Annotated in this window: 13 protein-coding genes; all 13 read right to left on the bottom strand. The window is 42.2% G+C overall.

Going from position 1 to position 12,304, the window contains the following annotated elements; all coding sequences use genetic code 11:
* Positions 1 to 18: 18 nt before the first annotated feature.
* Positions 19 to 2,133, bottom strand: coding sequence for a KUP/HAK/KT family potassium transporter (locus ACSYSH_RS04345; RefSeq protein WP_489816105.1), 2,115 nt, complete (start codon positions 2,131 to 2,133; stop codon positions 19 to 21).
* A gap of 581 nt (positions 2,134 to 2,714) precedes the next feature.
* Complete coding sequence (locus tag ACSYSH_RS04350) at positions 2,715 to 2,942, bottom strand: hypothetical protein (protein WP_252773400.1); 228 nt, start codon at positions 2,940 to 2,942, stop codon at positions 2,715 to 2,717.
* Positions 2,943 to 2,966: 24 nt separating this feature from the next.
* Positions 2,967 to 3,620, bottom strand: coding sequence for an amino acid ABC transporter permease (locus ACSYSH_RS04355; protein ID WP_491702313.1), 654 nt, complete (start codon positions 3,618 to 3,620; stop codon positions 2,967 to 2,969).
* A 13-nt stretch (positions 3,621 to 3,633) separates the two neighbouring features.
* Positions 3,634 to 4,275, bottom strand: a complete 642-nt coding sequence (locus tag ACSYSH_RS04360; RefSeq protein ID WP_491702312.1) for an amino acid ABC transporter permease — start codon at positions 4,273 to 4,275, stop codon at positions 3,634 to 3,636.
* Positions 4,272 to 5,141 (bottom strand): transporter substrate-binding domain-containing protein, encoded by an 870-nt coding sequence (locus ACSYSH_RS04365; protein WP_491702311.1) that lies wholly within the window; start codon positions 5,139 to 5,141, stop codon positions 4,272 to 4,274. The genes ACSYSH_RS04360 and ACSYSH_RS04365 overlap by 4 nt, the downstream gene beginning before the upstream one ends.
* Before the next feature lie 47 nt (positions 5,142 to 5,188).
* Entirely contained in the window at positions 5,189 to 5,926 is a 738-nt protein-coding gene (locus ACSYSH_RS04370; RefSeq protein WP_274705168.1) for an amino acid ABC transporter ATP-binding protein, read from the bottom strand.
* Positions 5,927 to 6,173: 247 nt separating this feature from the next.
* Positions 6,174 to 6,827: an amino acid ABC transporter permease gene (locus tag ACSYSH_RS04375; RefSeq protein ID WP_252773396.1), complete on the bottom strand. Its 654-nt coding sequence runs from the start codon at positions 6,825 to 6,827 to the stop codon at positions 6,174 to 6,176.
* A gap of 12 nt (positions 6,828 to 6,839) precedes the next feature.
* Positions 6,840 to 7,481 carry an amino acid ABC transporter permease gene (locus ACSYSH_RS04380; protein ID WP_489816110.1) on the bottom strand — a complete coding sequence of 214 codons (642 nt, stop codon included), beginning with the start codon at positions 7,479 to 7,481 and terminating at the stop codon, positions 6,840 to 6,842.
* A complete protein-coding gene (locus tag ACSYSH_RS04385) occupies positions 7,478 to 8,347 on the bottom strand; it encodes a transporter substrate-binding domain-containing protein (RefSeq protein ID WP_252773394.1) in 870 nt (289 codons plus the stop codon). The genes ACSYSH_RS04380 and ACSYSH_RS04385 overlap by 4 nt, the downstream gene beginning before the upstream one ends.
* 25 nt (positions 8,348 to 8,372) lie before the next feature.
* Positions 8,373 to 9,110 (bottom strand): amino acid ABC transporter ATP-binding protein, encoded by a 738-nt coding sequence (locus ACSYSH_RS04390; RefSeq protein ID WP_274705167.1) that lies wholly within the window; start codon positions 9,108 to 9,110, stop codon positions 8,373 to 8,375.
* 233 nt (positions 9,111 to 9,343) lie between these two features.
* Positions 9,344 to 9,877: a hypothetical protein gene (locus tag ACSYSH_RS04395; protein WP_252773393.1), complete on the bottom strand. Its 534-nt coding sequence runs from the start codon at positions 9,875 to 9,877 to the stop codon at positions 9,344 to 9,346.
* Between the two features lie 236 nt (positions 9,878 to 10,113).
* Positions 10,114 to 10,590, bottom strand: coding sequence for a DUF805 domain-containing protein (locus tag ACSYSH_RS04400; protein ID WP_252773392.1), 477 nt, complete (start codon positions 10,588 to 10,590; stop codon positions 10,114 to 10,116).
* 114 nt (positions 10,591 to 10,704) lie between these two features.
* Complete coding sequence (locus tag ACSYSH_RS04405; protein WP_491702309.1) at positions 10,705 to 11,901, bottom strand: DNA/RNA non-specific endonuclease; 1,197 nt, start codon at positions 11,899 to 11,901, stop codon at positions 10,705 to 10,707.
* Between the last annotated feature and the right edge of the window lie 403 nt (positions 11,902 to 12,304).

Raw genomic sequence — 12,304 nt, forward strand, 5'->3', positions numbered from 1 at the left:
GTTTTTACTAAAATTCATTTATTGATGGTGAGAACCACGATCAAGATGGTGATCATCCCCATCTTGGCGGCGCTTCCTATCGACTGGGTTCACTGGATCATCGATTCGGCGGTTCCAGCGATCCATCTTGGGCATCTGATTTTTAACTTCCAACTGCCGCAGTTTCGAAACGGTTTTATGCTCAATAAAGAGCGGAACAACCTCTTCAACCGTATCACTCAAGCGCAAGCGGTAAAAATAACGGAGGTGGACAGAATGTGACTGCAACCAAATTCGACCACCAATTAAGAATCGATCCCATGATGAAATCTTGGAGACAGCCTTCAAATCAGTATAGTAGTTATTAGTAATCACATACTTAAAGTCACCAATACTGCGGTTTTTATCGAGCCCATAGCGAATCTTTTGTGGCTCAAGAACACCCTGCTTCACCAAAACCTTGGCAATTTGGTGAATGTAATATTCAACTTGTGGGTCAACCTTGAAACCAAGGTTTAAAACAACTCGAACCATATTTTGGCTTCCCATCAAATCAACTGAATAACTCTTTTCGTATGGGTTAATGGATTCTCGAATCGTGACAAACCAGTAAACCTTGGCCCGCTTTGGCCTTGCCCCCAATAGCGAGTAGATGACTGACTTCTTAATTTGATAATCATCATGAACGTTCACGATATAAACTAAGTTTTTCGCCATCAAAGGCTCTTCTGAATCGTTGGAGAGCTGCATCAACTGGCGGCGGTAGTCTTTCAAGGACAAATAATCATTGTTATAAGACAGTGCTTCACGACGCTTGTTTCCATAGAACCAGAAAACCATGACCGACAAAATTAGCAGCATCAAAATCACTGTGAAGTATCCACCATGAATGAACTTACCCAGACTGGCAATCAGGAAGAGGGTTTCCAGCAAGCCAAAGGGAACGGCAAACAAAATAGCCAGGCTTGTACGAGTCTTAAAGCGAATAAACTCGAACAACAACGTCGTCGTCATCAGCATCGTAACCGTGATTGCCAAACCATAGGCTGATTCCATATTATGAGAAGTCCGGAAAAGCACCACAACGATTACGCCGGCAACAAAGAGCATCCAGTTGACAATTGAGATATACATTTGACCGCGGAAGTCGTTTGGATAAGTAATCCGCAACCGGGGCATAATTTTCAGCGAAATGGCCTCTGATACCAAAGTAAAGGCCCCTGTAATCAAAGCCTGCGAAGCAATGACGGCTGCAAGTGTACTCAAGACAACGCCGACCAACCGCCACTGGTTCGGTAGAATATCAAAGAAAAGGTTCAAGTTTGAACCACTTGCATTGTGCATAATCACCCATGCACCTTGCCCCATATAATTCAAAACCAGTGTGACATAAACAAATGGCCAACTTAAATAAATATTGCGCTTCCCTACATGTCCCATATCTGAATACAGCGCTTCAGCACCAGTCGTCGCCAAGAAGATATTTCCTAAAATAAAAATACCTAGACGGTTATCTGGACTAAACAGCGTCTGTACAGCATAAACAGGCGAAAGAGCCTTTAAAATTTCTGGATATTGAAAGACTTGTAACAGGCCAAAGAAACCAATAAAGGTAAACCAAATTAGCATCATTGGACCAAACATTCGACCAATCTTGGTCGTTCCCTTGCGTTGGAGGGTAAAGACGACCAACAAAATCGTCAACACCACCGGCACAACGAAATCAATTCCCGTTGGAAAGATCAAGGAACCAAACTTTTGCCCCTCTAACCCTTCCACAGCAGACGTAACCGTCACCGCTGGTGTCAAAGCGCCATCGGCCAAAAGAGCCGCCCCACCGACCATTGCCGGGATGATGAGCCACTTCATGTTTCGATTGCGGACTTTACTATACAGGGAGAAGATACCACCTTCACCGTGGTTATCGGCCTGCAAGGCAATTAAGACATACTTAATCGTCGTAATTAACATCAAAGTCCAAAAAACAAGGGAAATTGACCCAATTACCAAGTCCTTCATATTATCGGTATGTGCATTACCGGCAATAATCGCATTCATGGTATATAGTGGGGACGTTCCAATATCACCGTAGACAATGCCTAAGGCGATTAAGAAACCACCATACTTTAACCGCTTCTTTGCTGAATCAGTCATTTCTTCTCTCCTATAAAATCAGCTATTGATGGTCACTTTCTTCATGACTGTTGAGTGCCTCAAAGAACTAATCTAATTTAGATAAAAGTATTTTTCAATCTATTTTCTTGGTTTTCAAATCGTTTTTCCAACATCAAGAGCACTTTTGTCGCGCAACTTTTTTTCTACCAATCAAAGGAGAGTTTAACTCGCTTAGCAGGAATATACAAGGAAAAATCATGCTTTTCATTAGTTCATTTTTACCACTATTTTACTTTTATTTCAACAAACGCTAATTCAGTGGTCATCTAGCAGCATTGACTGGTACCAATCAAGTCCCAACCAGTAAAGAACTATATTAAATTCATTGCAAAAATATCAGCATCATAAGGCTTGGCTGGGTATCTTCGGACTTCCATGCAGGCTGAATTGCTAACAAGCTCACCTGCTTGTCAACATAAAAAATAGCTAATTAACAACTACTACAATCCTAGTCAAAAATAAAAGACATCACCGGCATCATGATTAGCACTACCTTTCAAATCAGATAGTAGCACATGGATTAGGTGCTGTCTTTTTTTGGATACTAACAACCAGCGCTTTTAGTCATTATCGAAGTTATCACGAGCAGCTTGCGCCCATACTTCATCAACCATATTGTTTAGGCCTCGCTGGTCCCCCGCGATACTTTTCTGGACAGCCAAGCTCACATCCGATGCAAAGACGGCCGGCGACTTAATATGATTAACCACAGAAAAGGTGATCAACATAGCAAAAAAAGCCGAGGCCACAATCGCAATAATTTTTGATTTTTTATTTGGATCAAACATACAGAATTGTCCTCTTGTCGTGTTTTAAGCTAATTTTTTGTCAAAGTACTTAGCGATTAATGACAAACCATAGTTTAGCAAAAAGTATACCACCGTCAAGACCACAAGAACAGGAATAATGTAGTTTGTATTCTGAGCATAAACGATCTGGCCCCGGTACGTCATTTCAGCCAGGACAATTCCAGATGCCAAACTCGTATCCTTCACTAAGGAAATCAGCTGCGAAATAATTGGTGGAATCATCTTCTTATAGGCCTGCGGCAAAACAACATGTCCCAGCGTCTGCATGTTGGACAAGCCGTTTGCTCGAGCACCCTCAAATTGTCCTCGATCAACTGCTTCCAGGCCACCACGCACAATTTCAGCCAACATGGCCGACTCAAAGAACGTCATCGCTGCCACAGTCGCCCAAAAAATTGGCAAGTGCAGGCCTAATTGCGGCAAGGCAAAGTAAGTAAAAAAGATAATTAACAGCAGTGGTAAGTTGCGGACAATGTTGTTCAACGTGCCAACAAAGAATGAAAAAAATGGAATCTTTTCAAATTGAATAATCCCCACAATGGAACCAAACAGAAGACTCAAGACAACCGAAAGAGCTGAAACGCCAACAGTAATAGCTAGGCCACCGAGCAGATAGTCCATGTTTGCTGAGGTAAAAGCGTTAAAAAATTCAGACATGGACTTTTCCTCCTTAAGCATTCTTCTTCAACTTGGTTTCCAAGTGCTGGACGTAGTAACTCAAAGGCATCGTAATCACCAAATAGAAAACACCAATAATGATATAGGTCATAAAGGTATCAAAGGACGCTGCCGCTACCAAATTTCCCTGGTACATTAAGTCCAAACCACCAACAAAGGCTAAAATGGAAGAATTTTTGACCAGGTTGATCAACTGATTTCCCAATGAAGGAATCGCCACCTTAAAGGCCTGGGGTAAAATGATCACCCGCATAGCTTGGTTAAAGGTCAACCCGTTAGCGCGAGCTCCTTCCATTTGGCCGGCTTCAATGGACAGAATGCCGGCACGAACCGATTCGGCAATAAAAGCGGATGTGTACAACGTCAACCCGACCGTTCCAGCGACAAAACCCGTCATCTTAATGACCTTTGCGACCGCCAAGTACAAGAAGAGCGTAACAATCAAGAGCGGAATATTCCGGAAAACTTGAACATAGATATTCCCAATGGCGCGGTTAATCTTCGAAGAGGAGACCTGCATAATGGCAAAGAGGGTTCCCAAAATGAGCGAACCGATTAAGGCAATGATACTGGCCAACAGTGTGTGGCCAAACCCTTGGACAAAAACTGAAAAATATTGATTTAAAAGGCTCATTTGTTTACCTCCAAATCATGCCAATCCAAGCCAGGAACATTACGGAACCACTTTTCAACCAAACGGTTGTAGGTACCATTTTCCTGCAAGACCTTTAACGCTCGGTTAGCCTGCTTTGTCATTGGTTTTTGGTTATGATCAAAGGCCATTCCATATGGTGCCTGCGTAAAGATTCCACCAACAAGGTGGTAGTCTGGATTTTCGGTTGCTAGGCCATAAAGGATGGCATTATCCGTTGAAAGTGCCTGTCCCTGACCCGATTTCAAGGCCTGCATGGCAGAAGCATAATCCTGCAAGGCAATAATTTTAGCCTTTGGAGCGTACTTTTTCGTCTCTTGGGCGGCAGTCGTTCCGACGACAACTAAAACGGTGTACTTCGGATCGTTCATATCCTTAACAGATTGAATACCTGAGTCTTTTTTAACCAGTAATGATTGACCGGCGTTAAAGTAGACGTTCGTAAAGTCTACAATTTTTGCTCTTTCCGGTGTAATCGTCAACGTGGAAATCAGTCCATCGATATTCGTATTTTTCAGCAATTGAATTCGTGAAGCAGAAGTAACCGGCACAAAAGCTGCTGAAAGTTTCGTATTTGTTTGTTTAGCAATTTGGGCGGTCATCGCCTTGGCCAAGTCAATTTCAAAACCAGCTGGTTGGGCAGTCTTAGTATCCATCAAGCCAAAGAGTTTCGTATCGGCTTTGACACCCCATGTTATTTGCCCCTTCTTTTCAACCCGGGCCAAGGTATCTTGGTGCGCTTTGTTTTTCTCAATCGTCACGCTGGCCCACAAGGCTCCCAGCAAAATCAGGGTAGCCAAAACCAGCGAGGCAATGATTCCAAAACGGCGTCGTCTAATCTTTTCCATACGCTTTGTCTAACTAACGTCAATTTAGCCAGACCCTTCCTTCCATTTTAGTGATGTTCTACCTGGTTCAAGAACTTCTTGGCCCGTGGTTCTGTCGGGTTCTCAAAGAATGCTTCGGTTGAACTATCTTCTAAGATTCGGCCATCAGCCATAAAGATTACCCGATCAGCAACTGCCTTGGCAAAATTCATTTCATGAGTCACCACCAGCAAGGTCATCTCCGAATCACGCGCAATATCGCGCATAACATCAAGTACACCCCCAATCATTTCGGGGTCCAAAGCAGAAGTTGGCTCATCAAACAGCAAGGCCTTTGGCTTCATTGCTAGTGAACGGGCAATGGCCACTCGTTGCTTCTGTCCGCCTGATAACGCAGCCGGCATGCTATTGGCCTTATCGGCTAAACCAACCTGTTCCAACAATTCCATGGCAATTCGCTTATTTTCAGCCTCATCGCGATGCAAAACCAAGCGCGGTGCCAGCATAATATTTTCCAAAACCGTCTGATTATTGTAAAGGTTAAAGTGCTGGAAAACCATCCCAACGTTCTTACGAATCTTATTAATATCTGTCTTGGGATCATGCAGGTCAAAACCATCAACCAACAATTGTCCCTCTTCGATTTCTTCCAAACCGTTGATTGTGCGAATCAAAGTTGACTTTCCGGAACCAGATGGGCCAATCAGGACTACCGTTTCACCCGCGTCAATTTTCAAGTTCACATCATGTAAGGCATGAAAATCCCCATAGTACTTTTGTACATCTTTGAATTCAATCATTGACATCGCTTTTCTCCTCGACAAAAAAGTCGCCCTTTCCTAACTGCAGGAAAAGGCGTTAAGGTTAATACGTACATTTTACCATTTATAGCCCCTCTACGTTAGGCATTTTGACTAAAAATCTTGAAAGTCACCAACTTCTATTAGCTTATTGCCAGGTAGCCGAACTAATGATTCCTAATTTGTTCGAAAGAAAAAACCATTCAGCAAAGTGAACGGTTTTTCTTCATCTATATTTGTATTAAGTAAACAGTTATGCCAACTTATGATCAAACCACTTGGCAATCAATGACAGACCGTAGTTTAACAAAAAATAAACCAAGGTCATCACAACCAAGACAGGCACGATGAAATTCGTGTTTTGTGCATAGATAATTTGACCACGATAAGTCAATTCCGCAAGAACAATTCCAGACGCCAAACTCGTATCCTTTACTAAGGAAATCAGTTGCGAGATAATCGGTGGAATCATTTTCTTGTAGGCTTGTGGCAAAACAATGTGCCACATCGTCTGCATGTTAGACAAACCATTGGCGCGTGCCCCCTCAAATTGGCCGATATCAACAGCTTCCAATCCGCCGCGGACAATTTCAGCCAGCATGGCTGACTGGAAAACAGTCATAGCCACAACCGTTGCCCAAAAAATTGGCAAGTGCAGACCTAACTGTGGCAAGGCAAAGTAGGTAAAGAAAATGATTAACAGCAACGGCAAGTTACGGACGATATTATTGATTGTTCCAACGAAGCTTGAAAAGTAAGGAATCTTTTCAAAGAAAACAATTCCAATAATGGAACCAAAAATCAGACTCAAAATAACCGAGATGATTGAAACCCCAACGGTAATTCCTAGACCGCCCATCAAGTAGCCGAGGTTTGCCTCTGTAAAGGCACTAAAAAATCCTGACATTCTGCGGCCTCCTTATGCGTTCTTCTTCAATTTATGTTCAAGGTGTTGGATGTAGTAACTTAATGGCAAGGTAATCAACAAGTAGAAGAGTCCAATGATAATGTAAGTCGTAAAAGTGTCAAAGGAGTTTGCTGCCACGATGTTTCCTTGATACATCAAGTCCAAACCACCAACAAAGGCCAGAATCGATGAGTTCTTAACCAGGTTAATAAACTGATTGCCCAATGAAGGAATCGCCACCTTAAATGCCTGAGGCAAGATAATCACTCGCATGGCCTGACCAAACGTTAACCCATTTGCTCGTGCGCCTTCCATTTGACCGGCTTCAATAGAAAGAATGCCTGCTCGAACAGATTCAGCAATGAAGGCTGAAGTATACAGTGTCAAAGCAATTGTTCCAGCCGTAAAACCTGTCATCTTGATCACCTTGGCTACCGCTAAGTAAAAGAAGAGCGTGATAATCAACAGGGGAATATTCCGGAAAACTTGAACATAGATATTACCAATTGAACGGGCAACTTTTGAATTCATGACCTGCATAATCGCAAAAATTGTTCCCAAAATTAGTGATCCCACCAAGGCAAAGATACTAGCCAACAGAGTGTAACCAAATCCTTGGAGGAAGACTGAGAAATTCTGTTCAAACAAGCTCATTCGTGCACCTCCAAATCATGCCAATCCAAACCGGGTACTTGGCCAAACCACTTCTTGATTAATTGATTGTAAACACCGTTTTTCTTCATGGTGTTGATTGCCTGATTCACTTGGTCAACCATTGGCTTTTGATCATGATCAAAGGCCGCCCCATAAGGACCGTTAGTCAACGTACCACCCACAACCTGGTAGTCTGGATTTTCTGTAGCCAAACCGTACAAGATAGCATTATCGGTTGATATAGCTTGTCCTTGACCGGCCTTCAATGCCTGCATGGCTGAGGCATAGTCCTGCAAGGCAATTGTCTTGGCCTTCGGTGCAAACTTCTTAATGTTTTGTGCAGCGGTTGTTCCGACAACCACCAAAACAGTCTTACTTGGATCGTTCAAATCATTCACTGACTTGATACCCGAATCTTTCTTAACCAAAAGTGACTGACCCGCAGGGAAATATGGTTGACTGAAGTCAACAATTTTTGCCCGTTCTGGGGTAATCGTCATGACACCAAAGACACCATCGATGTTGGTATTCTTTAGTAATTGAATCTTGGAAGCGGTTGAAACCGTCACAAAGGATGGTGTCAACTTTTCGCCCAATTGCTTACTAATTTGCTTGGTGACGGCCTTGGCCATATCGACATCGAATCCTTCAGATTGACCAGTCTTTGTGTCCATCAAACCAAACAACTTAGTATCAGCTTTGATTCCCCAGACAATCTTGCCACTCTTCTTTACCCGAGTGAGGGTATCCTGGTGCTTGGCATTCTGAGCCACTGTTTGTTGCGCCCAGAATAGACCGAAAACAATCGCCAGGGCTAAAATAATGGTCGCGATTAACCCAAAGCGGCGCTTCTTTGCTTTTTCCATAAAGCAATTCCCCTTTCCCGTCTTCTTAGTGGTGTTCCACCTGGCTTAAGAACTTCTTCGCCCGCGGTTCTTGAGGGTTTTCAAAGAAACTAGCTGTCGAATTATCTTCCAGAATGCGACCGTCGGCCATAAAGATGACCCGATCGGCTACCGCCTTGGCAAAGCCCATTTCGTGAGTCACCACCAACAAAGTCATGGATGAGTCTTTAGCGATATCACGCATAACATCCAAAACATCCCCAATCATTTCGGGATCCAATGCAGAGGTTGGTTCATCGAACAAGAGCGCCTTTGGCTTCATTGCCAAAGACCGAGCAATGGCAATCCGTTGCTTTTGACCACCTGACAAGGCAGATGGCATGTTGTTTGCTTTGTCAGCCAAACCAACTTTTTCGAGCAGCTCCATTGCAATTCGCTTGTTTTCGGCTTCTTCCCGACCCAAAACTAAACGCGGTGCCAACATGATGTTCTCTAACGCTGTTTTATTGTTATACAAATTAAAGTGTTGGAAGACCATTCCGACATCTCGACGGATTTTATTAATGTCAGTTTTGGGGTCGTGAAGGTCTTGACCATCCACAATCAACTGCCCGTCTTCGATTTCTTCTAAACCGTTGACGGTTCGAATCAAAGTCGACTTTCCTGACCCAGAAGGGCCAATTAAGACAACAGTCTCACCCGCATCAATTTTTAAATTGACGTCATGAAGGGCATGAAAGTCACCATAGTACTTTTGTACATTTTTGAATTCGATCATTGACATCGTTTTTCTCCTTACAACATTTATTCTAGTCGACCATAAGTAGACCAAGCTTATTTCCATCTTACGGGTCAACGTCCTAAAATCTGACAAACTTTGTTAGCTAACATAACAAAATAATGAAAAAAATTTAAGCCTTTTCTTATATTAGCCACCTAAAAACAAACAAAAAGAGCAAAAGAAGACAAACGTTCTGCTTTTACTCTAAAATGATTTACCCGTTCTGCCACTGGTTGTTAGGCCTGGTGACCCGTTTCCAATGTATCTTCCAATTTTTCAATTAATGGTTCGACCGGGAAGCGCTTTCTGAGGTAATCAAAAATTGCTAAGATGATTGGTCGGACAATCAAGAAGAAGATTGGTACAGCAACAAAGAACGTTTTCACCCAATTCATCAAGTAACCAGGCAAGAATTGTGGATACAAACGATGGTACATTTCAGTCAACCAGAGCATCATGATGGAAACATTAAGCATCATCACGGTTAATGGCACCGTGTAACTTTCGGATAAATGATTTTTAATAAATTTCGGATAATGCTGATGAAGCCGCATGGTAATTGGCAAGGTCACAAACGTGCGCAGGCAATAAATAAAGACCACAATAACAGGGTACATGAGCCAAACGCGCTCCAACTTTTTTTCGGAAAAACCAAAACGAATAACAGTATTATATGTGGACATGATGGCAACCATCACGATTGGAAAAACCCAAGCAAGAGTATTGGGGTGGTGCAAAAGCTTATGTAAAAATTTGGATAACGATTTCATCTAATCAGTTTCCTTTCATCGATTATATTTTTCCAACAAAAAATCAGCCAGGGCGCCGCGATGGCAACTCTAGCTGATTCAACGGCAGGAAATGTCAAAGTACTTATATTTCAACCATAACAGAAAACCTGACATTTGTCTAAATTTGTTAACATTTCTACCTTATTAGCAATTAAAAAAGCAATTCAGAGTCTGAATTGCTTTCGCAAAATTGTCTTTATTGATGTTGGCCTGTTTTATCGCTGATTTTTACCAATCATTCGAACATTCGCTAACTTATCGGTTGGAAAGACCATGATCAACAAGATTAACAAGGACACAATATCGTTTAACGCTCCGTTTGAGCCAAAACCATCAGACAAGATATCGATGGCAAAAACAATCCAAACCAGGACTGCATTCAACCCCGTATCTCTTATACGACGGACCTCTAACGATAAAGCAGGAATCAAAACCGCCAAAAAAATCAACGCTGAGATAACTAACCAGGCGATGAGTCCCCCTGATAAAGTCATTAACCAATGCCAGATATTGAGATTTTCCTGAATTGGTGACAGCCCGGCCACAACCGCAAAAAAAATGGTGGCAACTATCCAAAGGATTGTCAAAATAGATCCAAGTAAAACCATCCACCAATATTCTGCTCTAGTTGCAGTTCCAGTAAAATTAAAATAGTTTTTCCAAAAGCTTTTGAAAGCAGCGCCCATAGTCATTTACGTTGTTCTCCTTCTCTATTCCTGTTAGCCTCCATTGTACGCAAGCAAGGAGAGGCATGCAAGGTGGAATAGGGTTGAAGAAAGGATTTGATTTTGGCCGATTTTTTCTTACTACTTTAACGAGGCACGCTTCCCCTGTGCTTTCGCCTGAGCTTCGGTCATCGTAATAATATTGTTTTTATTAGTGCGTGCTGGCATTGACGCGGTACTATACCAGTATACGTCTGACTTGCCACCACCGGTGACATAAACTGTTCTATCAGATTCACCACTATTACCTTGATCAGGCTGGGTGGATTGCACAGCAGGTTCCGCCGTACTCTGTTCCTGCTTTTTGGTCGTTGAGGAATCTGACTCACTTTTCTGTGTTAGAGAACTCGTACCGGCCTTAGCAACTGTATTTGTTGCTCGTCCACTAGCGTAATCAATCGTCCCATTTGGTGTGCTATTATCCAAAACGACATGGGTAACACCATTATGATCAGTTGATTCTTTATCAGACCCCAACTTAATCGCAAGCATCTTACCCGAGCTGTCTAAACCAACATAATCCAACTTGACCTGACGGGGAATCAGTTCATCCCCCTGGTAAATTGGCGTTACTTGATAATCTAGCCAATAATTGGGATGGTTAGCCAACCAAGAATCAAGACGCTTTTCATAAAAAAGCATCGAATCCTGATTGCTATCGTTCATTCCCTGGTAATCACCAGCATTCATCCAAGCCGTTTCTGGTACTAAGTTCTTAGGCTCATCATTCAAGCCACTAAATTGGTAGCCAACCAAATGACCACGATTCATGACCCAAGCCTGCTTGGTCCCATCACCATAATAAAACTTAAAATTATGCCATCCAACAGGATTGTACTTTAATTTTGCTGCCCGCTTTACTTTTGGTTCATCCTTATCCTGCAATTGAATATGAGAATAAGTTGCTCGACCCAATTGATCTAAGTTACCCATGACCATTTGCCGCTTACCGGTAAAGGCTAAGAGGCCACTAGCCGTTTGCTGTTTGTGGTCAACATTGGCACTCGAACTTTGAGTACTTACAGCACTACCTGAAATAGAAGACTTCTTCTTTGACTGCGATGTCGTTGTAGCTGATTTTTTAACCTTTTGCTTGTCATCAGCCTGTGATTGATTGGTAGGTGCCGTTCCCAAAACAATTACAAAAAAAGCCAGCGTTACGACCAGCAGCCGCTTACCACGCTTTTGCAACTTTAACCCTGCTCGCTTATTTTTCACCCATTCGACCATTAGCCAAATCAGGGACACGAAAAATAGCATGGCAAAAAATCCATTCATAGTTTCTCCCTCGCTCTTAGCGTGTTTTTGCGCACGTTGTTCAAGTTATGGAAGAAAATACTAAATCTGCTGATTACATTTTTTTAGCAATTAAAGACTTTGCTAAAAATTCTCTCTAGTATTTCTACCATCACCCATCCAAACGTTAGACATTTAGATATTAATTTATACCTTTTTCTATTCTACAATATCTTTTTCTAATGTAAATTGATGTATAAAAGTGCAAAGGAGCCGTAATCGAACGTAATTTTATATTGACAAAATCATGACAAAATTTGCAAGCAATCTTTACTTTGGAATTATTCGATTAAAACAACAAACAACGAAATTCAATAAAACCAGCCCCGAGTTATCCATCTGAAACCTTAACCAATCAAGACTCTTTTATCTGGATACTTTAAAA

The organism is Fructobacillus sp. ESL1117 (assembly GCF_058508565.1).

Excerpts from the sequence above, each read along its gene's own strand:
- ACSYSH_RS04345 (WP_489816105.1), bottom strand. The coding sequence starts at position 2,133 with ATGACTGATTCAGCAAAGAAGCGGTTAAAGTATGGTGGTTTCTTAATC.
- ACSYSH_RS04350 (WP_252773400.1), bottom strand. The coding sequence starts at position 2,942 with ATGTTTGATCCAAATAAAAAATCAAAAATTATTGCGATTGTGGCCTCG.
- ACSYSH_RS04355 (WP_491702313.1), bottom strand. The coding sequence starts at position 3,620 with ATGTCTGAATTTTTTAACGCTTTTACCTCAGCAAACATGGACTATCTG.
- ACSYSH_RS04360 (WP_491702312.1), bottom strand. The coding sequence starts at position 4,275 with ATGAGCCTTTTAAATCAATATTTTTCAGTTTTTGTCCAAGGGTTTGGC.
- ACSYSH_RS04365 (WP_491702311.1), bottom strand. The coding sequence starts at position 5,141 with ATGGAAAAGATTAGACGACGCCGTTTTGGAATCATTGCCTCGCTGGTT.
- ACSYSH_RS04370 (WP_274705168.1), bottom strand. The coding sequence starts at position 5,926 with ATGTCAATGATTGAATTCAAAGATGTACAAAAGTACTATGGGGATTTT.
- ACSYSH_RS04375 (WP_252773396.1), bottom strand. The coding sequence starts at position 6,827 with ATGTCAGGATTTTTTAGTGCCTTTACAGAGGCAAACCTCGGCTACTTG.
- ACSYSH_RS04380 (WP_489816110.1), bottom strand. The coding sequence starts at position 7,481 with ATGAGCTTGTTTGAACAGAATTTCTCAGTCTTCCTCCAAGGATTTGGT.
- ACSYSH_RS04385 (WP_252773394.1), bottom strand. The coding sequence starts at position 8,347 with ATGGAAAAAGCAAAGAAGCGCCGCTTTGGGTTAATCGCGACCATTATT.
- ACSYSH_RS04390 (WP_274705167.1), bottom strand. The coding sequence starts at position 9,110 with ATGTCAATGATCGAATTCAAAAATGTACAAAAGTACTATGGTGACTTT.
- ACSYSH_RS04395 (WP_252773393.1), bottom strand. The coding sequence starts at position 9,877 with ATGAAATCGTTATCCAAATTTTTACATAAGCTTTTGCACCACCCCAAT.
- ACSYSH_RS04400 (WP_252773392.1), bottom strand. The coding sequence starts at position 10,590 with ATGACTATGGGCGCTGCTTTCAAAAGCTTTTGGAAAAACTATTTTAAT.
- ACSYSH_RS04405 (WP_491702309.1), bottom strand. The coding sequence starts at position 11,901 with ATGAATGGATTTTTTGCCATGCTATTTTTCGTGTCCCTGATTTGGCTA.